Annotated in this window: 20 protein-coding genes; 8 read left to right on the top strand and 12 right to left on the bottom strand. The window is 73.0% G+C overall.

Features of this window, described 5'->3' with window-relative positions; all coding sequences use genetic code 11:
• Positions 1–14 precede the first annotated feature (14 nt).
• From H4O22_RS16735 to H4O22_RS16720, 4 genes are all read left to right on the top strand, one after another.
• A complete protein-coding gene (locus H4O22_RS16735; protein ID WP_182524470.1) occupies positions 15–1,637 on the top strand; it encodes a succinic semialdehyde dehydrogenase in 1,623 nt (540 codons plus the stop codon).
• Positions 1,637–3,361: a GMC oxidoreductase gene (locus tag H4O22_RS16730; RefSeq protein ID WP_182524469.1), complete on the top strand. Its 1,725-nt coding sequence runs from the start codon at positions 1,637–1,639 to the stop codon at positions 3,359–3,361. The genes H4O22_RS16735 and H4O22_RS16730 overlap by 1 nt, the downstream gene beginning before the upstream one ends.
• 465 nt (positions 3,362–3,826) lie before the next feature.
• Positions 3,827–5,404: a glutamine-hydrolyzing GMP synthase gene (gene guaA, locus H4O22_RS16725; RefSeq protein WP_182524468.1), complete on the top strand. Its 1,578-nt coding sequence runs from the start codon at positions 3,827–3,829 to the stop codon at positions 5,402–5,404.
• A gap of 80 nt (positions 5,405–5,484) precedes the next feature.
• The gene (locus tag H4O22_RS16720) at positions 5,485–5,859 is read left to right on the top strand and encodes a hypothetical protein (protein WP_182524467.1); all 375 of its coding nucleotides are present in this window, start codon (positions 5,485–5,487) and stop codon (positions 5,857–5,859) included.
• Positions 5,860–5,919: 60 nt separating this feature from the next.
• Here H4O22_RS16720 and H4O22_RS16715 read toward each other — a convergent pair whose 3' ends face one another.
• The gene (locus H4O22_RS16715; protein ID WP_182524466.1) at positions 5,920–6,687 is read right to left on the bottom strand and encodes a helix-turn-helix domain-containing protein; all 768 of its coding nucleotides are present in this window, start codon (positions 6,685–6,687) and stop codon (positions 5,920–5,922) included.
• Positions 6,677–7,552, bottom strand: coding sequence for a TIGR03619 family F420-dependent LLM class oxidoreductase (locus H4O22_RS16710; RefSeq protein WP_182524465.1), 876 nt, complete (start codon positions 7,550–7,552; stop codon positions 6,677–6,679). The genes H4O22_RS16715 and H4O22_RS16710 overlap by 11 nt, the downstream gene beginning before the upstream one ends.
• A 58-nt stretch (positions 7,553–7,610) precedes the next feature.
• Here H4O22_RS16710 and H4O22_RS16705 point away from each other — a divergent pair, with 58 nt between their 5' ends.
• Positions 7,611–8,012 (top strand): VOC family protein, encoded by a 402-nt coding sequence (locus H4O22_RS16705; protein WP_182524464.1) that lies wholly within the window; start codon positions 7,611–7,613, stop codon positions 8,010–8,012.
• Between the two features lie 128 nt (positions 8,013–8,140).
• Here H4O22_RS16705 and H4O22_RS16700 read toward each other — a convergent pair whose 3' ends face one another.
• Positions 8,141–8,620 carry a DUF5709 domain-containing protein gene (locus H4O22_RS16700; protein ID WP_182524463.1) on the bottom strand — a complete coding sequence of 160 codons (480 nt, stop codon included), beginning with the start codon at positions 8,618–8,620 and terminating at the stop codon, positions 8,141–8,143.
• Between the two features lie 108 nt (positions 8,621–8,728).
• Between H4O22_RS16700 and H4O22_RS16695 the strand changes: the two genes are divergently transcribed.
• From H4O22_RS16695 to H4O22_RS16685, 3 genes are read left to right on the top strand one after another with little or no spacing between them, the layout of a single operon-like run.
• Positions 8,729–10,111, top strand: coding sequence for an FGGY family carbohydrate kinase (locus H4O22_RS16695; RefSeq protein ID WP_182524462.1), 1,383 nt, complete (start codon positions 8,729–8,731; stop codon positions 10,109–10,111).
• A 37-nt stretch (positions 10,112–10,148) separates the two neighbouring features.
• Positions 10,149–11,315 (top strand): xylose isomerase, encoded by a 1,167-nt coding sequence (xylA, locus tag H4O22_RS16690; protein WP_182524461.1) that lies wholly within the window; start codon positions 10,149–10,151, stop codon positions 11,313–11,315.
• A gap of 8 nt (positions 11,316–11,323) precedes the next feature.
• Complete coding sequence (locus H4O22_RS16685) at positions 11,324–12,508, top strand: ROK family transcriptional regulator (protein WP_182524460.1); 1,185 nt, start codon at positions 11,324–11,326, stop codon at positions 12,506–12,508.
• 13 nt (positions 12,509–12,521) lie between these two features.
• On the opposite strand, the gene H4O22_RS16680 is transcribed toward H4O22_RS16685, so the two are convergent.
• From H4O22_RS16680 to H4O22_RS16640, 9 genes are all read right to left on the bottom strand, one after another.
• The gene (locus H4O22_RS16680) at positions 12,522–13,745 is read right to left on the bottom strand and encodes an ROK family protein (RefSeq protein ID WP_182524459.1); all 1,224 of its coding nucleotides are present in this window, start codon (positions 13,743–13,745) and stop codon (positions 12,522–12,524) included.
• A gap of 21 nt (positions 13,746–13,766) precedes the next feature.
• Positions 13,767–15,038, bottom strand: a complete 1,272-nt coding sequence (locus H4O22_RS16675) for a sugar ABC transporter permease (RefSeq protein ID WP_182524458.1) — start codon at positions 15,036–15,038, stop codon at positions 13,767–13,769.
• Between the two features lie 20 nt (positions 15,039–15,058).
• Positions 15,059–15,835: an ATP-binding cassette domain-containing protein gene (locus tag H4O22_RS16670; protein ID WP_182524457.1), complete on the bottom strand. Its 777-nt coding sequence runs from the start codon at positions 15,833–15,835 to the stop codon at positions 15,059–15,061.
• Between the two features lie 87 nt (positions 15,836–15,922).
• Positions 15,923–17,017 carry a sugar ABC transporter substrate-binding protein gene (locus tag H4O22_RS16665; RefSeq protein ID WP_182524456.1) on the bottom strand — a complete coding sequence of 365 codons (1,095 nt, stop codon included), beginning with the start codon at positions 17,015–17,017 and terminating at the stop codon, positions 15,923–15,925.
• A 255-nt stretch (positions 17,018–17,272) separates the two neighbouring features.
• Positions 17,273–19,792 carry a bifunctional FO biosynthesis protein CofGH gene (locus tag H4O22_RS16660; RefSeq protein WP_182524455.1) on the bottom strand — a complete coding sequence of 840 codons (2,520 nt, stop codon included), beginning with the start codon at positions 19,790–19,792 and terminating at the stop codon, positions 17,273–17,275.
• Positions 19,789–21,972: an MMPL family transporter gene (locus H4O22_RS16655; RefSeq protein ID WP_182524454.1), complete on the bottom strand. Its 2,184-nt coding sequence runs from the start codon at positions 21,970–21,972 to the stop codon at positions 19,789–19,791. Before H4O22_RS16655 ends, H4O22_RS16660 begins: the two co-directional genes overlap by 4 nt.
• Positions 21,973–22,061: 89 nt before the next feature.
• Complete coding sequence (locus tag H4O22_RS16650) at positions 22,062–23,003, bottom strand: phosphatase PAP2 family protein (RefSeq protein ID WP_182524453.1); 942 nt, start codon at positions 23,001–23,003, stop codon at positions 22,062–22,064.
• On the bottom strand, positions 23,000–24,484 hold the full coding sequence (locus H4O22_RS16645; protein WP_182524452.1) for a hypothetical protein: 1,485 nt from the start codon (positions 24,482–24,484) through the stop codon (positions 23,000–23,002). The genes H4O22_RS16650 and H4O22_RS16645 overlap by 4 nt, the downstream gene beginning before the upstream one ends.
• Positions 24,485–24,593: 109 nt before the next feature.
• Positions 24,594–25,742 carry an acyl-CoA dehydrogenase family protein gene (locus tag H4O22_RS16640; protein ID WP_182524451.1) on the bottom strand — a complete coding sequence of 383 codons (1,149 nt, stop codon included), beginning with the start codon at positions 25,740–25,742 and terminating at the stop codon, positions 24,594–24,596.
• Positions 25,743–25,780: the final 38 nt, after the last annotated feature.

Genomic DNA, 25,780 nt, shown 5'->3' with positions numbered 1-25,780 from the left:
CATACTCTCGGTACATGAGTGCCTCGAACCCCACCTCCGCCGGCGGCCCGCTGCTCGAGGGTCCGCACGACCCCGAGCACGACCCGACCGCGGCGTACGCCCTCGAGCCGGAGTACGTCGCGGCCCTCACCGCCCGCCTGGTGGCCACGTCGGGACGCACCGTCCCGGTGCGGTCGCCGCTGAGCGGGGCGCCGCTGGCGCACGTGCCGCAGTCGAGCGACGAGGACGTCGAGGAGGCCTTCGTCCGGGCCCGGCGCGCGCAGGAGTCGTGGGCGCGCACCTCCCTGGAGGAGCGCTCCGCCGCGATGCTGCGCCTGCACGACCTGGTGCTGGACCGCCAGGACGAGATCATCGACCTGATCGTGTGGGAGTCCGGCAAGGCGCGCAAGCACGCCTTCGACGAGCCGCTGCACGTCGCGCTCACGGCCCGGTACTACGCCCGCACCGCCCACGAGCACCTCGACACCCGGCGCCGGCTCGGCGTCGTCCCCGGCCTGACGCGCGTCGAGGTCAACCGGGTCCCCAAGGGCGTCGTCGGGATCATCTCGCCGTGGAACTACCCGTTCACGATGGCGATCTGCGACGGCCTGCCCGCGCTGCTCGCCGGCAACGCGGTGGTCGCCAAGCCCGACGCCCAGACGATGCTCTCGGCGCTGCTCGCCGCGAAGCTGCTCGAGGAGGCCGGCTTCCCGCGCGACCTGTGGCAGGTCGTCGCCGGCCCGGGCTCCGCGGTCGGCCCCGCGATCATCGGGCGCGCCGACTACATCTGCTTCACCGGCTCGACCGCCACCGGCAAGCGGGTCGCCCAGGGCTGCGCGGAGCGGCTGATCGGCTGCTCGCTCGAGCTCGGCGGCAAGAACCCGATGCTGGTGCTGCGCGACGCCAACCTGGAGAAGGCCGCCGAGGGCGCCGTGCGGGCGTCGTTCTCGAACGCCGGCCAGCTGTGCGTCTCGATGGAGCGGCTCTTCGTGGCCGACCAGGTCTACGACCGGTTCATGGAGCGCTTCGTCGCGCGCACCGAGGCGATGACCCTCGGCGCGACGCTGGAGTGGGGCAACGACATGGGCTCGCTGATCTCCCAGGAGCAGCTCGACGTGGTCACCCACCACGTCGAGGAGGCGGTCGCCAAGGGCGCCCGGGTGCTCACCGGCGGCCGGGCCCGGCCCGACCTCGGCCCGTACTTCTTCGAGCCCACGATCCTCGAGGGCGTCACGCCCGACATGGCCTGCTTCAAGGACGAGACCTTCGGCCCGGTCATCTCGGTCTACCGCTTCCACGACGAGAGCGACGCCGTCGCCCGCGCCAACGAGGGCGAGTTCGGCCTGAACGCCGCGATCTACAGCCAGGACGGCACCCGCGCCCGGGCGATGGCCCGGCACATCAAGGCCGGCACGGTCAACATCAACGAGGCCTTCGGCGCCACGTTCGCCAGCGTGGACGCGCCGATGGGCGGCATGCGCCAGTCGGGCCTGGGCCGCCGCCAGGGCAGCGAGGGCATCCACCGCTACACCGAGTCGCAGTCGGTCGCCACCCAGCGGCTGATCCGGTTCGCGCCGATGCTCGGCATGTCCGACGCGGCGTACGCCAAGGTGATGACCGCCAACCTCCGCCTGATGAAGAAGCTGGGTCGCGCCTGATGGGCGCGCACGAGTCGTTCGACTTCGACGTCCTGGTCGTCGGGTCCGGGTTCGGCGGGTCGGTCACCGCGCTGCGGCTGACCGAGAAGGGCTACCGCGTCGGCGTCCTCGAGGCCGGCGCCCGGTTCGGCGACAAGGACTTCGCCGAGACCTCCTGGGACCTCAAGCGGTACCTGTTCCAGCCCGCGGCCGGGATGTACGGCATCCAGCGCATCGACCCGCTCCGCGACTGCCTGATCATGTCCGGCGCGGGCGTCGGCGGCGGCTCCCTGGTCTACGCCAACACCCTGTACGAGCCGCTGCGGGCGTTCTTCACCGACCCGCAGTGGAGCCACATCACCGACTGGCGCGACGAGCTCGCGCCGTACTACGACCAGGCGAAGCGGATGCTGGGCGTGGTCGAGAACCCGCTCCGCACCCCGGCCGACGACGTGATGGAGAAGGTCGCCTCCGAGATGGGCGCGGCCGACACGTTCCACCCGACCCCGGTCGGCGTCTTCTTCGGCGGGCCCGAGCAGCCCCAGGGCGAGACCGTCGCCGACCCGTACTTCGGCGGCGCCGGGCCGGAGCGCAAGACCTGCATCGGCTGCGGCTCGTGCATGAGCGGCTGCCGGCACAACGCCAAGAACACCCTGGTGAAGAACTACCTCTACCTCGCCGAGGAGAACGGCGCCGTCGTGCTGCCGCTCACCACGGTGACCCGGGTCAGCCCGCGCGACGGCGGCGGGTACGACGTCCAGGTCCGCTACACGAAGGCGAAGCGGCCCGGCAAGGGCTCGCGGCGCACGCTCACCGCCGAGCAGGTCGTGTTCTCGGCGTCCGCGCTCGGCACCCAGCGGCTGCTGCACCGGATGCGCGACGAGGGCCACCTGCCCCGGCTCTCGGAGCGGCTCGGCTTCCTCTCCCGCACCAACTCCGAGTCGATCCTCGGCGCGATCGCACCGGACATCTCGATCGACTACAGCCAGGGGATCGCGATCACCTCGAGCTTCCACCCCGACGAGGACACCCACGTCGAGCCGGTCCGCTACGGCAAGGGCAGCAACTTCATGACGCTGCTGCAGACCGTGCTCACCGACGGCGACGGCCCGTTGCCGCGCTGGCGCACCTGGCTGCGCGAGATGTGGCTCCAGCGGGCGAGCATCAAGGACTTCTACGACCTCAAGCACTGGTCCGAGCGCACGGTGATCGCGCTGGTGATGCAGAGCCTGGACAACTCGCTGACGACCTACACGCGGAGGATCCCCGGCACCCGCAAGCGCTACCTCACCACCAAGCAGGGCCACGGCGTCCCGAACCCGACCTGGATCCCGGCCGGGAACACTGCGGTGCGGCTGATGGCCAAGGCCATGGGCGGCACCCCTGGCGGCTCGATCGGCGAGCCGTTCAACCGGCCGATGACCGCGCACTTCCTCGGCGGCTGCGCGATCGGCGACTCGCCCGAGACCGGCGTGATCGACCCGTTCCAGCGGGTCTACGGCCACCCCGGCCTGCACGTCGCCGACGGCTCGGCCGTGACCGCCAACCTGGGCGTGAACCCGTCGCTGACGATCACGGCCCAGGCCGAGCGCGCGATGGCGTTCTGGCCCAACAAGGGCGAGCCGGACCGCCGGCCCGACCTCGGGGCGCCGTACACCCGGATCGAGCCGGTCTCGCCGGTCGCGCCGGTGGTGCCCGACCACGCCCCTGGGGCGTTGCGGCTGCCGATCGTCGGGGTCAGCTGACCGAGGCCGGCAAGTTCTCCGGGGCGGCCCCGTAACCCGTCCGCGGGGCGCCTCGTTGAACCCTGCAGACCCGGTCCACTCTGTGCTCCCTCCCGCGACCGGGTCGCGCGGTCCTGCACTGTCCAACAGCGTGCACGGACGGTCAGGGCCCGGCTACCTCCCTCCTCGGCCGGGCCCTGACGCGCCGCGTCGAGCGTGCCGAGGTCCCCGCCGGTGGTTGAGCGATGTCGAAACCCGGTGACCCGACAGGCAACCCCGACCCGGCGCATCGAGACCCCGCGAGTCGGCGCTTGTGTTCGCAGCCTGGCGGGACACAAGCGCCGACTCGGCGAGTGCTTCGGTGGTCGAGAGGCCCTGCGTCTACTCACCGGGTCTCGACAACGCTCAGGCGCAGAGCGCCTTCGCTGCTCAACCACCGGCGGAGCGCGGGTCGAGCGGTCGGTGCGCCACGGATAGGCTGGGGACATGACCCAGCAGCCCGACCATGACCTCGTGCTGGTCGTCGACTTCGGCGCGCAGTACGCCCAGCTGATCGCCCGCCGGGTGCGCGAGGCGCGGGTCTACTCCGAGATCGTGCCGCACCACGTGCCGGTGGCGGAGATGCTCGCCCGCAAGCCGAAGGCGATCATCCTCTCCGGCGGCCCGTCGTCGGTGTACGCCGAGGACGCGCCGGGCATCGACAGCGCGATCTTCGAGGACGGCACCCCCGTCTTCGGCATGTGCTACGGCTTCCAGCTGATGGCCCAGAGGCTGGGCGGCGAGGTCGCCCACACCGGGGCCCGGGAGTACGGCCGCACCCAGGTGACCGTCGGCGAGCCCGGCACCCTGCTCGCCGGCGTGCCCGGCGAGCACCGGGTCTGGATGTCCCACGGCGACTCGGTCACCGCGGCGCCCGAGGGCTTCCAGGTGCTGGCGTCGACCGAGTCGACGCCGGTGGCGGCGTTCGAGGACGTCGGGCGCGGGATGGCCGGCGTGCAGTGGCACCCCGAGGTGCTGCACTCCGAGCACGGGCAGCAGGTGCTCGAGCACTTCCTGCTCGAGATCGCCGGCTGCCGGCCCACCTGGACGATGGTCAACATCGTCGAGGAGCAGATCGAGAAGATCCGCGCCCAGATCGGCGACCGCGGCCAGGCGATCTGCGGCCTCTCCGGCGGCGTCGACTCCGCCGTGGCCGCCGCGATCGTGCAGCGCGCGATCGGCGACCGGCTCACCTGTGTGTACGTCGACCACGGGCTGATGCGGCAGGGGGAGACCGAGCAGGTCGAGCGCGACTTCGTCGCCGCGACCGGGGTCGACCTCAAGGTCGTCGACGCCGAGAAGCAGTTCCTCGACGCGCTGGCCGGCATCTCCGACCCCGAGGAGAAGCGCAAGACGATCGGCCGCGAGTTCATCCGGGTCTTCGAGGCGGCGGAGGCCGAGGTGCTCGGTGCCGCGGCCGCCGAGGGGGACAAGGTCGCCTTCCTGGTCCAGGGCACGCTCTACCCCGACGTCGTGGAGTCCGGCGGCGGCGCCGGCGCCTCGACCATCAAGTCCCACCACAACGTGGGCGGCCTGCCCGACGACCTCGAGTTCGAGCTGGTCGAGCCGCTCCGCGCCCTGTTCAAGGACGAGGTCCGCCTCGTCGGCGAGCAGCTCGGCCTGCCCGCCGACATCGTCTGGCGCCAGCCGTTCCCGGGCCCCGGCCTGGGCATCCGGATCATCGGCGAGGTCACCCGCGAGCGGCTCGACATCCTGCGCGAGGCCGACGCGATCGCCCGCGAGGAGCTCACCCGCGCCGGCCTGGACCGCGACATCTGGCAGATGCCGGTGGTGCTGCTCGCCGACGTCCGCTCGGTCGGCGTCCAGGGCGACGGCCGTACGTACGGCCACCCCGTCGTCCTCCGGCCGGTCACCTCCGAGGACGCGATGACCGCCGACTGGGCCCGGCTGCCGTACGACGTGCTGGAGCGGATCTCGACCCGGATCACCAACGAGGTGCGCGAGATCAACCGGGTCACCGTCGACATCACCTCGAAGCCGCCCGGCACCATCGAGTGGGAGTGACGCACCCCCGCTGACCTGGGCATAGAGATCAGCAGGAACGTTCAAGGCCGCACCCGCGACCCTGCAGCAGAGTCCTGTCCATGAACTCACTGATCCGGCTCGCCGCTCTCGCTGCCGCCGCCCTCACCACCACCGCCGCCCTCGCCACCTCCGCCGCCGCCATGGTGCCCGCGCCCGAGCACTCCCCGGTCGCCGCCAAGCCCGCCACCCGGACCGCCGCCCAGGCCCCGAAGGCGGAGCGGATCGACTTCGTGCGCTACTGCGACGACGGCGGGATCTACCACACGCACAAGCGGACGGACAACGGTCCGGCGTTCATCGAGGGCACCCGCGACAAGTTCATCAACGTCGACGGGAGCTACGACGGGCCCCGGCGCGTCTACACCTGCGGCTACATCGTGCTCCAGGACCCGACGTTCACCGGCTCGGTGCAGAGCATCCGCGTCAAGCGCTGAGCCGGCCCGGCACTCGGCCCTGACCCGGTGCCGCCCTCATGGGGTGGGCGGCACCGGATCTCAGGGGCAGGCGGACAACCACTCCCGGAACGGCATCTTGGTGGGCGTGAACCCGTTGACGGTGCGCGCGGTCCGCGTGAAGTGGGCGCTGTCGGCGAAGCCCGCGGCGTGCGCGGCCTCGGTCGCCGTGGCGCCGGCGGACAGGTGCCGCATCGCCACCATGTAGCGGTGCCAGAGCAGGTAGCGCCGGATCGGCACCCCGACCTGCTCGCGGAAGACGTGCTGCAGCCGGCTCTCGCTCAGGTGGGAGATGCGGCACAGGTCCTCGACCGTCGGCGGGGGCGAGGGTACGGCGCGCAGGTGGTCCAGCACGGCCCGGATCCGCGGGTCGTGCTCGTGCTCGTCCGGTTCGCGCGAGCCGAGCACCTCGAGCGCCGACCGCCACTGCCGGTGCGCGGTGTCGCAGTCGGCGTCCGCGACCCCGTCGAGGCGCGCGCACAGCGCCGCGGTGACGGCGTCGTCCAGGACTGCCCAGTCCCGGTTGCGGAGCAGGTGCTCCCGGAGGAACCGCCCCGTGGGGCTCTCCGACTCCACCCACCCGATCGCCGTCAGCGCTCCCGCGCAGTCGAACCCGTGCTCGGCAGCCGTGTCCACGATCAGCCCGGCCGCCTGTCGCCAGCTCCCGTCCAGCCATACCCGGGGGGCTCCCTGGAGTCCCACGGAGAGCTGGAGGGCGCCGTGGGAGTGCGGCTCCGCCTCCAGGAAGTTCGTGACCACGAGGAACTCGGTGGGCCACAGGAACCCGCGGATCCGCGGCTCAGCCGGCACCGGCCCGCACCGGGTCGATGACGTCGGCGGCGAAGCGCGCCATCCCGTCGAGCTTCTGCTCCAGCGTCGCGTCCATGCCGGAGTAGTAGACCCACGGCATCGTCATGCACTCGGTCACGCCACCCTCGCGGGCCCGGGCGAAGTGCTCGGGCAGGAACGCGTCGGTGAGCGCGACGATCACCTCGAAGTCGCCGGTGGCACCCTGCTCCGCGCGGACCTCCGCCAGCCGCGTCGCCCACCCGATCGCCGTGTCGGTCCGGAACATGTCGCCGACCCAGCCGTCGTGCCGGGCCGCGCGGGCGAAGGCGATCTCGGACAGGCCGCCGACGTAGATGGGCGGCTGCTCGGTCGGGGTCGGCTCCATCACCAGGCGCGGCGCGTCGTAGAACTCGCCGTGGAACTCCGTCCACCCGGGCTCCCACAGCGCCTTCACCAGGGCGAGGCCCTCGTCGGTACGCCGGCCGCGGGTGCGGAAGTGCTGCTCGAGCAGGTCGAACTCCTCCTCGCACCACCCGATCCCGATCCCGAGGCTGACCCGGTTGCCGGACAGCACCGCGGCGGTGCCGACCGACTTCGCCACCTGGAACGGGTTGCGCATCGCCGGCACGTAGACGGAGGTGAAGAACCGCAGCCGGGTGGTGACCGCCGCCAGCGCGCCGACGAGGACCCACGGGTCGGGCCACTCCGCGGAGTGGTCCCAGCGACGCGCCCCGTCGGGCGTGTAGGGGTACGGCGTCGCGAGGGTCTCGAGGTCGACGACGTGGTCCGGGATCGCCAGGCTGTGGTAGCCGAGGTCGTCGGCCGCCCGGGCGATCGGCAGCAGCTGGTCGGTGGGCAGGAAGGCGGTGCTGATCGAGAAGCGCACGCCGTCACGATAGAACGTGTTCTCGTTTCGCGCGGGAGACCGGCCTATCGTGGGCCGCATGATGCGCGCGCTGCACCACCTCGACCTCTGGGTGAGCGATCCCGACCTCGCCGCCGAGGAGTGGGGGTGGCTGCTGGGCGAGCTGACCTGGGAAGCCGATCCCGCCACCCGGAGCTGGACGCACCCCGACGGCACCTACCTCTTCCTGGAGCGGTCCGAGGACCAGGTCGACGCCCCGCACGACCGGCTGCGTCCCGGGGTCAACCACCTCGCGCTGCACGCCGCGGACCGGCCGTTGCTCGACCGGCTCCGCGCGGAGTCCTCGGGCCACGGCTGGCACGAGCTGTTCGCGGACCGCTACCCGCACGCGGGCGGGGAGGAGCACGTCGCGCTCTACCTCGCGAACAGCGAGGGCTTCGAGGTCGAGGTGGTCCTCGCCCGGGAGCCCGACGCCGACTGAGCCGCCGGCGTACGTCGCCGAGCGGTAGCCGGCCGCGACGCGGGGTTCGACGAGCTGGTCGCCGACCTCCGCGTCGCGCCGCCGTGCTGGGTGCTACCTGAGGACGCTCGAGCCGCCCGGGGGGTCGGTCAGTTCAGGTCGTCGTCGAGGGTGTCGTCGGTGACGATGTGGACGGCGGCCTCCTCGGCCGACGCCGCGGCGCCGTCGATGCCGACGTCCTCACCGACCAGCTCCGGCTCGGTGTCCTCGCCGAGGCCCTGGTCGGGCGCGACCAGCCGGCCGGCGCGCTCGTCGCCGACCTGGTCGTTCGGCGTCTCGGTGACGAGCGCCTCGACCTCCGCCTCGGAGACGTCGTACGGGTCCGGCTCCGGCACCTCCTGGCGCACGCGCTGGTCGATGGTCTCGCGGTGCTCCTCCTCCCAGGGCGTGTTGCCGTAGCCCTGGGCGGCGGAGTAGCTCTCGGGCGGCGAGTAGCCGCGGTCCGCCTCGTCGGCGACGTCGCTGTCGAGGAGCAGGTCCTCGGCAGCCGGCTGGTCCTCGTCGTCGACGCTGTACTCCCCGTAGACCTCCTTGTCGCCCGGGTCCGGGTTTCCGCCGTCGATCGTCATGGGTCCTCCTGGGGTCGCGAAACAGTGCAACCGAGTCGGTACCCGGCTCGAACGGGCCGCATGCCCGGGACCCTTGACATTAGTTCGAGTCCCGCACTTAATGGCGGGGTGACTCTCGTGCTCGGCGTCGACTCCTCGACGCAGTCGACCAAGGCGGTGCTGGTCGACGCCGCGGACGGCACCGTCGTCGACAGCCGTACGGCGCCGCACCCGCCGGGCACCGAGGTCGACCCGCGCGCCTGGCTGACCGCGTTCGACACCGCCACCGCCGGCCTGCTCGAGCGCGCCGACGCGGTGGCCGTCGCCGGGCAGCAGCACGGCATGGTCGCCCTCGACCACGCGGGCGACCCCGTGCGCGACGCCCTGCTCTGGAACGACACCCGCTCGGCGTCCGCCGCCCGCGCGCTGGTCGACGAGATGGGCGGCCCGCAGGCCTGTGCCGACGCGGTCGGCAGCGTCCTGGTCGCGTCCTTCACCGCGGCCAAGCTCCGCTGGCTGCGCGACCACGAACCCGAGAACGCCGCCCGCGTCGCCGAGGTGCTGCTGCCCCACGACTACGTGTCGCGGCACGCCGCGGCGCCCGGCACCGCCTCGTTCACCGACCGCGGCGACGCCTCCGGCACCGGCTACTTCGGCACGGCCACCGGCGCGTGGCGCCACGACCTCCTCGAGCTGGCCCTGGGCCGCGGCGCCGGCCTGCCCGCCGTGGTCGCGCCGGGCGCGGTCGCGGGGCACACGCCCGGGGGAGCGGTGCTCGCCGCGGGCACCGGCGACAACATGGGCGCCGCGCTCGGCATGGACCTCGCGCCCGGGGACGTGCTCGTCTCCGTCGGCACCTCCGGCGTCGCCTCCGCCGTGAGCGCCACGCCCGTCGCCGACGGCACCGGCGTGGTGACCGGGTTCGCCGACGCCCGCGGAAGGTTCCTGCCCATGGTCACCACGATGAACGCCGCCGGGATCCTCGACCTCCAGGGCCGGCTGCTCGACGTCGACCACGACCAGCTCGCCGCGCTGGCGCTCGCCGCCCCCGCCGGCGCGCACGGCGCCGTGCTGCTGCCCTACTACGGCGGCGAGCGCAGCCCCGACCGGCCGGACGCCGTCGGCACCTGGACCGGGCTGACCGGCGACACCACCCGCGCGGACCTCGCCCGGGCGGCGTTCGAGGCGCTGCTCTGCTCGCTCGCCGACGCGGTCGACCGGGTCGCGGCGGTCACCGGCGACACACCTCGACGGGTGCTGCTCGTCGGCGGCGCCACCCGCAGCCCCGCGCTGCGCGCGCTCGCCCCCGCCGTCCTCGGCCGCCCCGTGACCCTCCCGCCGCCGGGGGAGTACGTCGCGCGCGGCGCCGCCCGGCAGGCCGCGTGGGCGCTGTCCGGCGCCGCCGAGCCGACGGCGTGGCCGCTCGACGGCGGCGAGGTCCTCGAGGCCGAGCCGACCCCGCAGGTCCGCGCGGCGTACGCCGCCCTCCGCGACCGCACCGAGTCCTGGTGACCCACCCCCGCCCGCGCACCCGACGAGAGGCCCGACCATGAGCATCGAGATCCCCACCCCCGCCCCCGAGGACAAGTTCTCGTTCGGTCTCTGGACCGTCGGCTGGCAGGGCGTCGACCCGTTCGGCAGCGCGACCCGTCCGCCGATGGACACCGTGCACGCGCTCGAGAAGCTCGCCGGGCTCGGCGCCTACGGCGTCAACTTCCACGACGACGACGTGATCCCGTTCGGCAGCGACGACGCCACCCGCGACAAGATCATCGCGCGGTTCAAGCAGGGCCTCGCCGACACCGGCCTGGCCGTCACGACCGCCACCACCAACCTGTTCTCCCACCCGGTGTTCAAGGCCGGCGCGTTCACCGCCAACGACCGCGACGTACGCCGGTTCTCGCTGCGCAAGGTGATGCGCAACATCGACCTCGCCGCCGAGCTCGGCGCGCAGGTGTACGTCGCGTGGGGCGGCCGCGAGGGCGCCGAGTTCGGCGCCTCGCAGGACACCGCGGTGGCCCTGGACCGGATGAAGGAGGCCTTCGACCTCCTCGGCCAGTACGTCGTCGACCGCGGCTACGACCTCCGCTTCGCGATCGAGCCGAAGCCCAACGAGCCCCGCGGCGACATCCTGCTCCCGACCGTCGGTCACGCCCTGGCGTTCATCCACGAGCTCGAGCGCCCCGAGCTGGTCGGCGTGAACCCCGAGATCGGGCACGAGGAGATGGCCGGCATGAACGCCGCGGCCGGCTACGCCCAGGCGCTGTGGTCCGGGAAGCTGTTCCACATCGACCTCAACGGGCAGAACGGCCCGAAGTTCGACCAGGACCTGCGCTTCGGCGCCGGCAACGCGCGCGGCGCCTTCTGGGTCGTTGACACCCTGCTCGCGGGCGGGTACGACGGCCCGGTGCACTTCGACTACAAGCCCTCGCGCGTCGAGGACGAGGACGGCGTGTGGGTGACCGCCGCCGCGAACATGCGCAACTACCTCATCCTGCGCGCGAAGGTGCAGGCGTTCCGCGCCGACCCGGAGGTGCAGGAGGCGCTGGTCGCCGCCCGGCTGCCCGAGCTCGCGCAGCCCACCCTGTCCGACGGCGAGGGCTGGGAGCAGCTGCTGGAGTGGCCGCTGCCCGACGTCGAGGCGCTGGCCCAGCAGGGGGCCGCCGTGGAGCGGCTCGACCAGCTGGCGCTCGAGCACTTGTACGGCGTCCGCTGACCACCCCGGTGGTCGGCGACCGGCCGGCGAGCACGGAGCGGCTGCGCCGGCAGAACGCCGCCCTCGTGCTGCGCAGCCTGCGCCGGCTCGGGCCGGCCACCCGGGCCGAGCTGGCGCAGCGCACCGGGCTGGCCAAGGCCACCGTCGGCGTCATCGTCGCCGGGCTCGAGGCCGCCGGTGCCGTGACCGAGGAGGAGTCCCGCAGCGGTGCCCGCGGGCGTCCGGGTCGCCCGGTCGCCCTGAGCGGCGAGCGGTGGGTCGGCGTCGGGCTCGAGCTCAACGTCGACTACGTCGCCGCGGTCGTCGTCGACCTCGCGGGCGGGGTCGTGCACCACGAGGTCCGCCCCGTCGAGGGCGGCCGCACCGGGCACGAGCGCGCCCTCCTCGGGCTCGCCGAGGCGGTCCGCGACCGGTGCCGCGCGGCCGGGCAGGTCAGCGTCGGCGCCACCGTCGCCGTGCCCGCGCTGGTGCGCGGCGACAACCGCACGGTGGCGTGGGCGCCCAACCTCGCCCTGGAGGGGCCCGACCTCGCCGACCGGGTCGCCGACCTGCTCGGCACCCCCGTCCGGGTCGGCAACGACGCCAACTGCGCGGCGTACGCCGAGGCGCGGCACGGCGCCGCCGCCGGCGTCCGGCACGCGCTCTACCTGACCGGCACCGTCGGCATCGGTGCAGGCATCGTGGACCGCGGCGAGCTGGTCCGCGGCGGCGCCGGGTTCGCGGGCGAGGTGGGGCACATGCCTGTCGGTGACCCGACCGCCCGCTGCGGCTGCGGCCGGGTCGGCTGCTGGGAGGCCTCGGTGGGCCTGCACGCGATGCTCGCCGCCGTCGGCATGCCCGAGCTGGCCACCCCGCTGGAGACCGCGGCGGCCGTCGCCCAGCGCGCGGCCACCGACGCCGAGGTCCGCGCCGCGCTCGGCCGGGTCGGGGAGGCGGTCGGCCTCGGGCTCGCGATGCTGGCCGGCGTCCTGGACCCGGAGGTCGTGGTGCTGGGCGGCTACTTCGTGCCGCTCGGCGACCTGGTCCTCGAGCCCGCCCGGCGGACCCTCGACGCCCGGCTGGCGTCGGCGGCGCAGGTCCGGCCCGAGCTGCGGCTCAGCACGCTCGGCATCGAGGCGGCCGCCCTCGGGGCCGCGGAGCAGGCGTTCGCCGACGTGCTCGCCGGCGACGTCGACCTGACCGCCGGGACCTGAGGACCGGCCCCGCTCAGCCCGCGAGCCCGACGCGGACGTCGAGCAGCGCCGTACCGAGGGCGGCGACGGGGTCGACGAACAGCGGCGCCAGCGCCATCTCGGCGGCGCCGAGCAGCACCGAGTCCTCGCCGAGGCCGGGCAGCGCGAGGGTCACCGACTCCAGGGGGGCGGGCAGGGCGCGGTCGGCCATCCCCGCCGCGATCTCTGCGCCGACGAGCACGTGCAGGCTGCGGAAGTACCCGCCGAGCACCACCAGCCGGGGGTTGAAGGCGTTGACGATGCTGGCGAGCCCGTGGCCCAGGGCGGTGCCGGTCGCCCGCAGCTCGCGGGTCGGCTTCTCGAACCCGTCGAGCACCTCGCCCAGCTGGGCGACCTTGTCGGCGGGGCACTGGATCGCCTCGGCGATCGCGTGCGCCCCGACCTCGGTCTCCCAGCAGCCGAGGTTGCCGCAGTGGCAGGGGCGCCCCTCCGGGTTGAAGCGGAGGTGGCCGATCTCGCCGGCGTACCCGCCCGCGCCCTCGAGCCGGTGCCCGCCGGTGATCACGCCGGCCCCCACACCGACGTTGCCGGAGACGAAGATCAGGTCGTCGATGCCGACCCCGACGCCGCGCTGGTGCTCGGCCAGGGCGCCCAGGTCGGCGTCGTTGGCGATCGCGACCGGGATGTCGAGCCCGAGCGCCGCGAGCAGGATGCCGCCGAAGGAGACGTCGTGCCACTCCAGGTTGGGCGCCAGCCGGACCAGCCCGTCGGAGCGCCGGATCAGGCCGGGCACGCTCACCCCGATGCCGACGAGCGGGGCGGTGGCGGGGGCGTCCTCGACCACGCAGCGGATCAGCGTGGCCACCGAGGCGCCGACCTGCCAGGCCTCGCCACCGCCGACGATGGGCGCCTCGGCGCGACGCTGCACGACGCCGCCGAGCCCCACCCGGGCCACCACCGCCCGGTCGACCCCGAGGTCGACGGCGATGACGTAGGGACCGCCCGGGGCCAGGCGCACCCCGGCGGAGGGTCGCCCGGCCCCGGAGCGCGCGCCGACGGGCAGCGCGCGCTCGGTGACGGCGAGCGACTCCAGCTCCGCGACCAGGCCCGCGATGGTGCTGCGGTTGAGCCCCATCAGGCTGGTCAGCTCGGCCCGGGAGATGTGCCCGGCGCGGTGCACGTGCCGCAGCAGGGTGCCGAGGTTGTGGCGCCGCACGGACTCCTGGTTGGTGCCGAGGCCGGCGCTCGAGCGGGTCATGGGATCAGTTTCCGGTACCGCCTAGACGCCGGCTGCCGAGCGGCGACGGCGTGAGATCGCGTCCACGCCCGCGGCCAGCAGCAGTACCCCGCCGGTCACCAGGAAGTTGATGTAGCTGGCCTGGTTCAGCAGCCCCAGGCCGTTGGGAATGGTCGCGATGACCAGCCCGCCGATCACGGCGTCCATCGCCCGGCCCCGGCCCCCGAAGAGGCTGGTGCCGCCGATCACGGCCGCGCCCACGGCGTACAGCAGCTCGTTGCCGCCGCCGGAGCCCGGCGAGACCTTGCCGGTGTACGACGCGGCCAGCAGGCCGCTGACCGCCGCCATCGAGGAGCAGATCACGAAGGCCAGGATCTTGATCCGGGTCACGTTGATGCCGGCGCGGCGCGCGGCCTCGGCGTTGCCGCCCACGGCGTACAGGTGCCGGCCGAAGCGCGTCCGGCCGAGCACGAAGGTCCAGAACAGCAGCAGGGCGACGACGACCGGCAGCACCCAGGGGATGCCGCTGATGACGAAGTTGGGGTTCGGCGCGCGGTTGGTGCTGAGCAGCGCCGTGAGGCCGAGGACGACGGCGGCGAACACCGCGATCTGGATGACCACGACCGCGAGGGGCTGGTGGACCAGGCCCCGGGCCGAGCGCGAGCGGTAGCGCCAGAGCCGGAGCGCGGCGAAGCCGAGGACGATCACCACGGCCGCGATCCAGCCGGCGGTCACCGGGACGTTCTTGATCGACAGGCCGCGCAGGATCTCGTCGTCGTACCGCAGCGAGCCGCCGGAGCCGATCAGCTTCAGCGGGACGGCCTGCAGCGCGAGGAAGAAGGCGAGGGTGACGACGAACGAGGGGATGCCCAGCAACGAGACGAGCGAGCCGATGGACAGGCCGACCGCGGCGCCGACCGCGATGCCGGCCAGCGTCGCCACCCACCAGGACAGGTCGTAGTCGATCATCGCCAGCGCGGTGATGGTGGCGGCGGCGCCTCCTGTGAAGCCAGCCGAGAGGTCGATCTCGCCCAGCAGCAGGACGAAGACCAGGCCCATCGCGAGGACGCAGATGCTGCCGGCCTGCACGACCAGGTTCGCCATGTTGTACGTCGTGAGGAAGCCGTCGTGGAGCGAGGAGAAGACCAGGAACAGCACGACCAGGCCGAGGATCGCGGGGAGCGAGCCCATGTCGCCGCCCCGGAGGCGGTTGAGGTAGTCCCGCGCCGAGCCGCTGATCGACGCGGCCTGACGTTGGTCCTGGTCGAAGCCGCCGTCGGCGGGCTTCGTGGGGGTGTCGGATCCGACGGTCATGAGGGTGTCTCCGGTCCTGGTCAGACGGTCACGGTCACGGGGTTCTCGGCGATGCCGAGGTCCCCGGAGCGGCCGGCGGTGATGAGCTCGACGACCCGGTTGGGGGTGACGTCCTCGGTGTGCACGTCGGCCGCGACCCGGCCGAGGTAGAGCGCGGTGATCCGGTCGGCGACCTCGAAGACGTCGCCCAGGTTGTGCGAGATCAGCACGACGCCGAGGCCGCGGTCCGCCAGCCGGCGGACCAGGTCGAGGACCTGCCGGGTCTGCGCGACGCCGAGGGCGGCGGTCGGCTCGTCGAGGAGCACGACCTTGGAGTTCCACAGCACCGCCTTGGCGATCGCGACGGTCTGGCGCTGCCCGCCGGACAGGCTGGCCACGCTCTGCCGCACCGACTTCACGGTGCGCACCGACAGGGAGGCGAGGGTCTCGCGTGCGCGGGTCTCCATCGTGACCTCGTCCAGGCCGATGCGCGTGGTCTCCTCGCGGCCGAGGAACATGTTCTCGACGATGTCGAGGTTGTCGCAGAGCGCGAGGTCCTGGTAGACGACCTCCACGCCGAGGCGGGCGACGTCACGCGGACCGTGCACGGTGACCTGCTCGCCCTCGAAGAGGTAGTCACCGGAGTCGCGGCCGTAGATGCCGGCGATGATCTTCACCAGCGTCGACTTGCCGGCGCCGTTGTCGCCCACCAGCGCGGTCACCTGACCGGGGTGGACGGCGAAGTCGACGTCGTGCAGGACGTGCACGACCCCGAAGCTCTTGTTGACCCCGCGCAGCTCGAGCAGCGGTGCTGCCATGACGTCCCACTTCCTCAGCGAATTGTTGTTCGGATGGACGAAAGGCGCCCGGGCGGGCGAACCGCCCGGGCGCCCCCCTCGTGCGGGTCAGGAGACCCCGGCCTCCTCGCAGAACTTCGCGAACTCGCCGGCGCACACGTCGGCGGCGGACTGGCCCTCGTCGTCGATGACGACCTGGACGTTCTCCTGGGTGATCGCCTCCGGCTCGAGCAGGATCGAGGGGACCTCGCGGCCGCTCTCGGAGTCCATCGTCATGCCCGTGGTCTCGGCCTCCTCGCCTCTGGCCAGGGCGATCGCGGTCTTGGCCAGGGCGTCGGCCTCGAGCTTCGCGGACTTGTAGACCGTCATGCACTGGGTGCCGGCGAGGACGTTCTGCAGGCCCTCGACCGTGGCGTCCTGCCCGGTGACCGGGACCTCGCCGGCCTGGCCGTTGCCCTCGAGCACGCTGATGACGGCGCCGCCGAGACCGTCGTTCGCGGCCAGCACGCCGTCGACCTTGCCGTCCGCACCGGTGTAGAGCTGCTGGAAGATCGTGACGGCCTCCTCGTTGTCCCACTCGGGGACGGCCTGCTCGCCGACGATCGTGTAGCTGTCGATCCCGTCGAGGACGCTGTGGGCGCCCTCGGCGAAGAGAGTGGCGTTGTTGTCGGTCGGCGAGCCGTTCAGGTAGACGATGTTCGCGTCCTTCTCGCCGAGGCAGTCCGCGAGGCCCTGACCCTGCAGCTCGCCGACGACGGTGTTGTCGAAGGAGACGTAGTACTCCGCCGAGCCGCCCAGGGTGAGGCGGTCGTAGTCGATGGTGGCGACGCCCTGCGACGCTGCCTTCTCCTGGATCGCGGCACCCGACTTGGAGTCGAGGTTGACGATCGCGAGGACCGTGACGCCATCGCCGATCATCGAGTCGGCGATCTGGGTCATCCGCTCCGCGTCGCCCTCGGCGTTGTCGATGGCGTACTCGACCCCGGCCTCCTCGAAGGCGGCCTCCAGGGCCGGCCGGTCCGCGCTCTCCCAGCGGACCGACGACTCCGTGTCGGGCAGGATGACGCCGACCTTGCCGGCGGCCTCGCTGCTGGTGCTCTCGCCGCTGCTCCCGCTCCCGCTGTCCGAGTCGTCCCCGCACGCGGCGAGCGACATCGCCACCCCGAGCATCCCGACCACGACCATGCTGTTCTTCCGCTTCACGCGAACCGCCTCCCAGCGACTAGGTGCGCCCGCTCGCCCGCCGTCCGACCGGAGATCCGCTGCGCGTTTGTTGTTCGCCACAACATAAGCAGTGATGGAGGTCACGTCTAGGGGGTCACGGCGACGTGTCGCATTCGTGACCTGTCAATCGCAGCGGGCGCGCTCTACCCCGCTGTCACGCGGTGTCCGGTGCTGTTCCGCGGTCGTGCAGCACCGCAGAGGAGCGGTGGACACCGCGTGACAGCGGGCGGAGGCTCAGCGCAGGGCGTACGTCGTGGTGCGCTCGCGGACCGGGCGGTCGATGCCCGCGCCGATCTCCACGAGCTCGGCGACGGTCTTCGCGGAGCCGTGCTCGGAGCCGGCCATCCGCGAGATCGTCTCCTCCATCAGCGTGCCGCCGACGTCGTTGGCGCCGGCGCGCAGCATGGCGCGGGTGCCCTCGACGCCGAGCTTGACCCACGAGGTCTGGATGTTGCGGATCCGGCCGTGCAGCAGGATCCGCGCCATCGCGTGCACGGCGAGGTTGTCGCGCAGCGTCGGCCCGGGGCGGGCCACGCCGGCGAGGTAGATCGGCGCGGAGGTGTGCACGAACGGCAGCGGCACGAACTCGGTGAAGCCGCCGGTCTCGTCCTGGATGCGGCTCAGCACCCGGAGGTGGCCGACCCAGTGCCGCGGGTTGTCGACGTGCCCGTACATCATCGTGCTGGTGGTCGGCAGCCCCACGCGGTGGGCGGTGGAGACGACCTCGATCCAGGTGCGGGTGGGCAGCTTGCCCTTGGTGAGCACCCAGCGCACCTCGTCGTCGAGGATCTCGGCCGCGGTGCCGGGCAGCGAGCCGAGACCGGCCTCGCGCGCCTTGATCAGGAAGTCCTCGATGGAGAGGCCGGTGCGGGCGGTGCCGTTGACGACCTCCATCGGCGAGAACGCGTGCACGTGCATCTCCGGCACCCGCTGCTTGATCGCCGAGGTCAGGTCGAAGTACGCCGTCGCGGGGAGCTCGGGGTCGATCCCGCCCTGCATGCAGACCTCGGTGGCGCCGAGGTCCCAGGCCTCCTGGGCCCGGTCGGCGACCTCGTCGAGGGAGAGCGAGAAGGCGTCGGCGTCGGTGCGGCGCTGGGCGAACGCGCAGAACCGGCAGCCGACGTAGCAGACGTTGGTGAAGTTGATGTTCCGGTTGACCACGTAGGTCACGTCGTCGCCGACGGTCTCGCGGCGCAGCGCGTCGGCGAGCCGGGTGACCTCGTCGAGGAGCGGTCCCTCGGCGGTCATCAGCGTCAGCGCGTGCTCGTCGGACAGGTTGCCGGGGTCGGCCTCGGCCGCGGCCATCGCCTCGCGGCCCTCGGCGTGCAGGACGGCGGGGGCGCCGTCGATCAGCGAGGTGCCGGACGCGGCGTCCTTGACCGTCTCCCAGTCGCCGTAGACGTCGGCGAAGTCCGAGCGCCGGTCGTCGGTGCGGCCCTCGGTGTCGACCGCGGCGTGCAGGTCGGTGCGACCGAGGGACTCGAACCCGCCGTCCGGCTCCTGCCACGGCAGCCCGACAGGTCGTACGCCGGGGCGCGCGAGCCCGTCGTCGGTCGCGAGCGCGGCGACGTGCCCGGCGACCCGCGGGTCCAGCCAGGGGCTGCCGTCGCGGAGGGCGGCGCGGACGTACTCGGGGTGGATCGTGAGCCGGGCGATCAGCTCGAACCCGCACTCGGCGCTGACCTCGCGCAGCCGCTCGAGCGAAGGCCAGGGCCGCTCGGGGTTCACGTGGTCGGGGGTGAGCGGCGAGACGCCGCCCCAGTCGTCGACGCCGGCGGCCAGCAGGGCCCGGCACTCCGCGAGGTCGACCAGGTTGGGCGGCGCCTGCACGCGCGCCTTGGGGCCGAGCACGATGCGAGTGACAGCCAGCGCGGCGCGGTACTCGTCGAGCCCGAGGTCGTCGGTGTGCCGCATCGCGGTGTCCGGCTTGGCCCGGAAGTTCTGGACGATGACCTCCTGCACGGCGCCGTACGCCCGGGACGTCGCGCGCAGGGCGAAGATCGTCTCGGCGCGCTCCTCGAGCGTCTCGCCGATGCCGACCAGCACGCCGGTGGTGAACGGGATCGAGAGCCGGCCGGCGTCCTCGAGCACCCGGAGCCGGACCTCGGGGTCCTTGTCGGGCGAGCCGAAGTGAGCCTCGCCGCGGGTCTCGAAGAGCCGCCGCGAGGTGGTCTCCAGCATCATCCCCATCGAGGGGGAGACCGGCTTGAGCCGGTTCATCTCCTCCCACGACATCACGCCGGGGTTGAGGTGGGGGAGCAGGCCGGTCTCCTCCAGCACCCGCACCGCCATCGCCCGCACGTAGGCGAGCGTGGAGTCGTACCCGCGCTCGTCGAGCCACGCGCGCGCCTCGGGCCAGCGGTCCTCGGGCCGGTCGCCGAGGGTGAACAGCGCCTCCAGGCAGCCGAGCGCGGCGCCGTCGCGGGCGATCGCGAGGATCTCGTCGGGGGAGAGGTACGGCTCGCGCCCCTCGCGGGCGGCCTGGCCCGGGGTCTCCACGAACGTGCAGTAGTGGCAGCGGTCGCGGCACAGCCGGGTGACCGGGATGAAGACCTTGGGGGAGTAGGTGACGACCCCCGGGCGGCCGGCCGCGACTAGGCCCGCGTCGCGGACCCGGGCGGCGACGGCCGTGAGCCGGTCGAGGTCGTCGCCGGTGGCGGCGAGCAGCACCGCCGCCTCGGAGACGTCGAGCGCGGCCCCCCGCTCGGCCCGGGCCAGTGCCCGGCGTACCTGCTGGGGGGTCGGCTGCGTCACCTCGCCAGGCTAACCGCGTCCTGCTCGGCGCCCACCGGGGGCTCGCCCCGTGGTCCGCGGTCCAGGCTGCTGGGCCACCAGATCCGGCCGCCGAGGTCGAGGTTGAGCGCGGTGACCAGCACCGAGCGCACGACCAGGGTGTCGAGCAGCACGCCGAGCGCCACGGTCACCCCGATCTGGGCGAGGGCCACCACCGGCAGCGAGCCGAGCACCAGGAACGTCGCCGCCAGGACGAGCCCGGCCGAGGTGATCACGCCGCCGGTCGAGGCCAGCGCGAGCAGCGAGCCGCGCCGGGTGCCGTACACGGCGGTCTCCTCCCGCACCCGGGTCATCAGGAAGATGTTGTAGTCGATCCCGAGCGCGACGAGGAAGACGAAGGTGTACAGCGGGAACCCGGGGTCGGCGTGCGCGAACCCGTCGTTGCTCTCGAAGAGCGGCAGCCGCGTGAACACCTCGGTGAACAGCAGCGTGGAGATGCCCATCGCGGCGCCGAAGGACAGCACGACGGTGGCCATCAGGATCAGCGGCGCGACCAGCGCCCGGAGCAGGACCACCAGGATCAGGAGCACCACCAGCAGCACGATCGGGATGATCACCAGGTTGTCGCGCTCGGCGGCGATCTTGGTGTCGAGGTAGATGGCGGACCCGCCGCCGACCAGCGCGTCGGCGCCCTCGACGCCGCCCGCGGCGTCCCGGGTGTCCTCGACGATGGTGAACGCGGCGGGGGAGGAGATGTCGGCCTCGATCGGCGCCTCGAAGTAGGACCGGCCGTCGCCGACCTCCTGGGGCTGCGTCGGCTCGGCGAGGCCGTCGACCTGCCCGACCGCCTCCGCGACCGCGTCGACCCGGTCGGCGTCGGTGACCACCTGGACGGTGTTGGACGTGTCGGCCAGGCCGTGGTCCACGAGCAGCGTCTGGCCCTCGATGGAGTCGAACCGCTGGGTGTAGGTGTCCTCGGCCGACAGCCCGGAGGTGTCGAGCTTGAGCAGGCCCAGGCACGCGACGGCGAGCAGCAGGGCCGTGGTCGTCCAGACCGCGCGCGGGCGGGGGCGGATCCGCTCGCCCACCTTAGCCCAGAAGCCGGTGCCGGTGGGCTCCGGCGAGCCGTACGACGGCCGCTTGGGCCAGAAGATCCAGCGGCCGCAGATCACCAACAGGGCCGGCAGGAGCGTGACCATGACGACGAAGGTGACCGCCACGCCGACGGCGAGCACCGGGCCGAGCCCGGCCGTGGAGTTGAGGTCGGCGAAGGCGAGGCAGAGCATGCCGAGCACGACGGTGGCCGCGCTGGCGAGGATCGCCGGGGCCGCCCGGTGCAGGGCGAACGCCATCGCCTCGTGCCGGTCCTCGTGGCGGCGCAGCTCCTCGCGGTAGCGCGCCACGAGCAGCAGGGCGTAGTCGGTGCCGGCGCCGATCACCAGGATGCCGAGGATCGACTGGCTCTGGCCGTTGACGGTGAGGTCGGCGTACTTGGCCAGCAGGTAGACCACGCCGCCGGAGATCAGGTAGGCGACGACGGAGGAGATGATCGGGAGCAGCCACAGCAGGGGGCTGCGGTAGGTGATCAGCAGGATCACGATCACCACCGACAGCGTGATCAGGATCAGGTTGGTGTCGATCCCCTCGAACGCCGCGGACGCGTCGGCGGCCTGCCCGCCGTACCCGGAGAGGCGGACCTCGCCGCCGTCGAGGTCGGCGATCTCGCGGATCTCGTCGGCCGCGTCGGGGATCTCGACCCAGCCGTCCTCGCCGAAGTTGAAGGTGAAGGCGAGGTAGGCAACCTCGCCGTCCTCGGAGACCAGGGGCGGCACCGGCGTGCCCTGCGCGGCCAGCGCCTCGGCGGCGTTCGGCGAGACCACGCCCTCGGCGGTGATCCCGTCGACCTCGGCGATCTCCTGGGCGTGCTCGTCCATGGTGGCGAGGTCGTCGTCGGTGAGGCCGCCGTCGCGGTGGTAGACCAGCAGCGTGGGGATCTCGTTGGGGTCGACGGTGCCGGTGAGCTCCTCGACCACGCGGGTGGACTCGGCGGAGCCGGGCAGCCAGGACGACGCCTCGTTGTTCTGGACGTCGGCGAGCTGGGCGTTCAGCCCGCTCATCAGGGCGGCGATGATGAGGGCGACCGCGAGCACGATCCACTTCGTGATGCGGCCGGTGAGTCGGCCGGCGATCTGACGGTGCATCTCAACACTCCAGCAGAAAGAGGGGGTCGTCGTCATCGGGGTTTCCCTGAGACAGACCCGCAGCCCCGCCGGGACTCATCGGTCCGGGGCTAGGCCGATTCCTCCGCACCGGCCCGGCGCCGCTCCCACAGCGAGCAGCCGACCAGCACCGCGAGGGCGACCAGCGCCCCGGCGATCGCGTCGACGACGTAGTGCTCGGCGAAGTAGACCAGCGCGAGCGACATCGCCAGCGGGTAGGCGAGCAGCAGCCACCGGGCGGGGTGGCGCAGCCGCTGCACGGCGTAGAAGGCCACGAGGAACGCGAAGCCGGCGTGCAGCGAGGGCATCGCCGCGACCTTGTTGGCCATCCCGTGCAGGACGATGTTCTGCCGGTGCAGGTCGAGCTCGGACCACCCGCGGCCGGTGATCCGGGCGACCTCGCCGATGAACCCGTCGCGCGAGGCCATCCACGGCGGCGCCATCGGGTAGGCGACGTAGATCGCCAGCCCGGCGAGGTTCATCGCGACGAACCGCCGGATCCAGCGCACCCACTCGTGCCGGGCCCGCACCCACAGGACGCCGGCGAGGCCGAGCGAGACCAGGAAGTGGCTGGCGTAGACGGTGGTGAGCGCGGTGTCCCACCAGCGCGGCGGCGTCCCCTTGGCGCACGGGTCGCCGCACCAGGCGGACTGGAGCTGCTCGGTGGGCGTGGTCCCGCCGCCCAGCCACTCGTCCATCCGGATGGGCGCGGTGACGTGGACGGGCATCCCGGTCTGGTCGGCGAGGCCGCGGCCGACCCAGTAGAGGACCAGCAGCAGCATCGGCCAGCGCCAGTCGCGCCACCAGGCGAGGCTGACCTCGCGCGCGGACTCGGCGTACCAGGCGACGGTGCCGAGCCAGACCCACAGGCAGACCCCGATGGTGTCGTTGGGGATGCCGATCAGCAGGCTCCAGGCGACCAGCGCCACGGCGTACAGACCGACGGCGCGGCGGCGCGCCTCCGGCCGCGTGGGGGGTACGGCGGCCGGCGGGGCGGCGGTCGCGGACGTCACGGTGCGGGGTCCTTCCGGTGGTAGATCGTGAAGCGGCCGGGGCTCCCGACCAGCTCGTAGTGCTCCTCGACGTGGCCCTCGGCGAGGGTGGCGTCGATGCCCCAGGTGTCGAGCGAGCGGCCGGTGACGATCAGCCAGGTCGGGCGGTCGGAGCCTGCCAGCACGGCGGCCAGCTCCTCCAGGTCGGGGTCGCGCACCCGCACCGGCAGGCTCCACAGGTCGGGGTAGGGGCTGTGCAGGTCGACGGCCTCGAGGATGTTGGCCGCGCCGAAGGCGACCATGCCGGTGTCGCCGGGCTCGACCCGGTCGCGGAGGTACGCGATCACCGGCTCCTCGGGCCGCTCCACGGGGTGGACGGCCACGAAGCCGACCACCGCGAGCGAGGAGGCCGCCGCGAAGCCGTAGCTCCAGGCCAGCGCCCGCCGCGGCAGGACCGGCCGCTGCGCCGCCGCCGCGGCCAGCAGGACGATGCCCGGGACCAGCCCGGTGAGGTAGTGCAGCCAGTAGCTGCCGCCCAGGTAGACCGCGACCAGCTCCCAGGCGAGGACCGCGACGGCCGGCCACCGCAGGTCGACCGGTACGTCGTCGCGCGCGGGCCGCCGTACGGCCCGGCCGAGCGCGAGCACCAGGAACGGCGCGCCGCTGCCCACGAAGGCGCCGACCAGGCCGAGCAGCCGGCGGGTGGTCGTGTCGGTCGCCGAGGAGACGATCGTCGCGGCCGCGGCGCCGCGGAACTCGACCACGGCCTCCCAGAGCGCGACCGGGTCGGTGCCGCGGAGCGCGGCCATCCCGACGGCGGCCGCGACGGCCGCCAGCCCGCCGGCGAGGAAGCCGAGCAGCACCGGCGCGGCCAGGCCGCGCAGGCGTCCCTCGGCGCGCCACCGCAGCACGGCGAGGACCACCACCAGCACGCCGACGTCGACGAGGTTCTGCTTGACCATCGCGGCGCTCGCGCCGGCGACGCCCGCGAGCACGCCCCAGCCGAGACCGGTGGCCGTGGAACGGGCCGCGGTGGACCGCAGCGCCGCCGCGAAGCCGGCGAGGAGGAACGGCGTGCCGAGCAGCTCGCCGTTCACGGCGCCGCCGCCGAACAGCGGCGTCGCCAGCAGGACCGCGGCCGCGCCGGCCGCCAGGAGCGGTGCCCGCCGCGCTCGCGGGACGGCGAGCCGGCCGACGGCCGCGGCGAGCAGCACCGACGTGACGACCGCGAGCACGCCCATCAGCCGCAGGGCCCACGGCCCGCCCAGGGCGTCGGCGATCGCGAACAGCCCGATCAGCACCGGAGGCCGGTCGACCCAGTAGTCGCCGTACAGCGAGGAGCCCTCCGCCCACTGCGCGGCGACCACGAGCATCCCGCCCTCGTCGGGGGAGAGGGTGCGCCCCATGAACGGCACCCAGCCCACGCACGCCACGGCCGCGAGCCCCGCCACGGACAGCCAGGCCGACCGGACGTACCGGGGCGCAGGGGCGCGGCGGAGCATCGGGGACCTCGATCCTGAAGAGCGGGCTCGCTCAGCACTCTAGGATGAGGAGTCCTCTTGACGTCAGGCCGTTTCGCCGATGCGCGCCGGGATCAGGGAAGGACCAGGGTCAGATCCCCAGGCCGCGGCCGATGATCTCCTTCTGGATCTCGGTGGTGCCGCCGTAGATGGTCTGGATCCGGCTGTCGACGTACGCCTTGGAGATGGGGTACTCGTTCATGTAGCCGTAGCCGCCGTGCAGCTGCACGCCCTGGTCGGCGAACTTCTTCTGCAGCTCGGTGGTCCACCACTTCGCCATCGAGGCGAGCGAGGTGTCGACCTGGCCCGCGTTGAGCTTCAGGACGCAGTCGTTGACGAAGAGGCGCGCGATGTGCGCCTCCGTAGCCATCTCGGCGAGCAGGAAGCGGTTGTGCTGGAACTTGCCGATCGGCTTGCCGAACGCCTCGCGCTCCTTGGCGTAGTCCAGGCACAGGTCGAGGATGTGCTCGATCGCGGCGATGGCGATCGCAGCGATCGAGATCCGCTCCTGGGGCAGGTTGACCATCAGGTTGATGAAGCCGGCGCCCTCGTCGCCGAGCACGTTCTCCTTGGGCACCACCACGTTGTCGAAGAACAGCTCGGCGGTGTCCTGGGCCTTGAGGCCCATCTTGTCGAGGTTGCGGCCGCGCTCGAAGCCGGCCATGCCGCGCTCGACGACCAGCAGGCTGATGCCCTGGTGCTTGGCGTCGGGGTCGGTGCGGGCGACGACGATCACGAGGTCGGCCAGGATGCCGTTGCTGATGAACGTCTTCGAGCCGTTGAGCAGGAAGTGGTCGCCCTGGTCGACGGCGGAGGTCTTGATGCCCTGGAGGTCCGAGCCGGCGCCCGGCTCGGTCATCGCGATCGCGGAGATCAGCTCGCCGCTCACCAGGCCCGGGAGCCAGCGCTTCTTCTGCTCCTCGGTGCCGAGCTGGCTGATGTAGGGGACGATGATGTCGCTGTGGACCGGGAAGCCGAGCCCGCTCGCGCCGACCTTGGAGATCTCCTCGGCCAGCACCATGTTGTAGCGGAAGTCGCGGATCCCCGGGCCGCCGTACTCCTCCTCGACGTCGAAGCAGAGCAGCCCCGCATCGCCGGCCTTGGTCCAGACGGCGCGGTCGACCTGGCCGTCCTTCTCCCACTGCTCGTGGTGGGGGACCACCTCGCGCTCGAGGAACGCGCGGGCGGTGCGGCGGAAGTCTTCGTGCTCCTGCTCGAGGATGGTGGGACGGTCAGGCATGAGGGCTCCTACGAGTCGTGGATGACGACGTAACTGTT

This window comes from Nocardioides dongkuii (genome assembly GCF_014127485.1).
Classification (GTDB): domain Bacteria; phylum Actinomycetota; class Actinomycetes; order Propionibacteriales; family Nocardioidaceae; genus Nocardioides; species Nocardioides dongkuii.
This window is presented reverse-complemented; position numbering and strand designations above follow the sequence as displayed.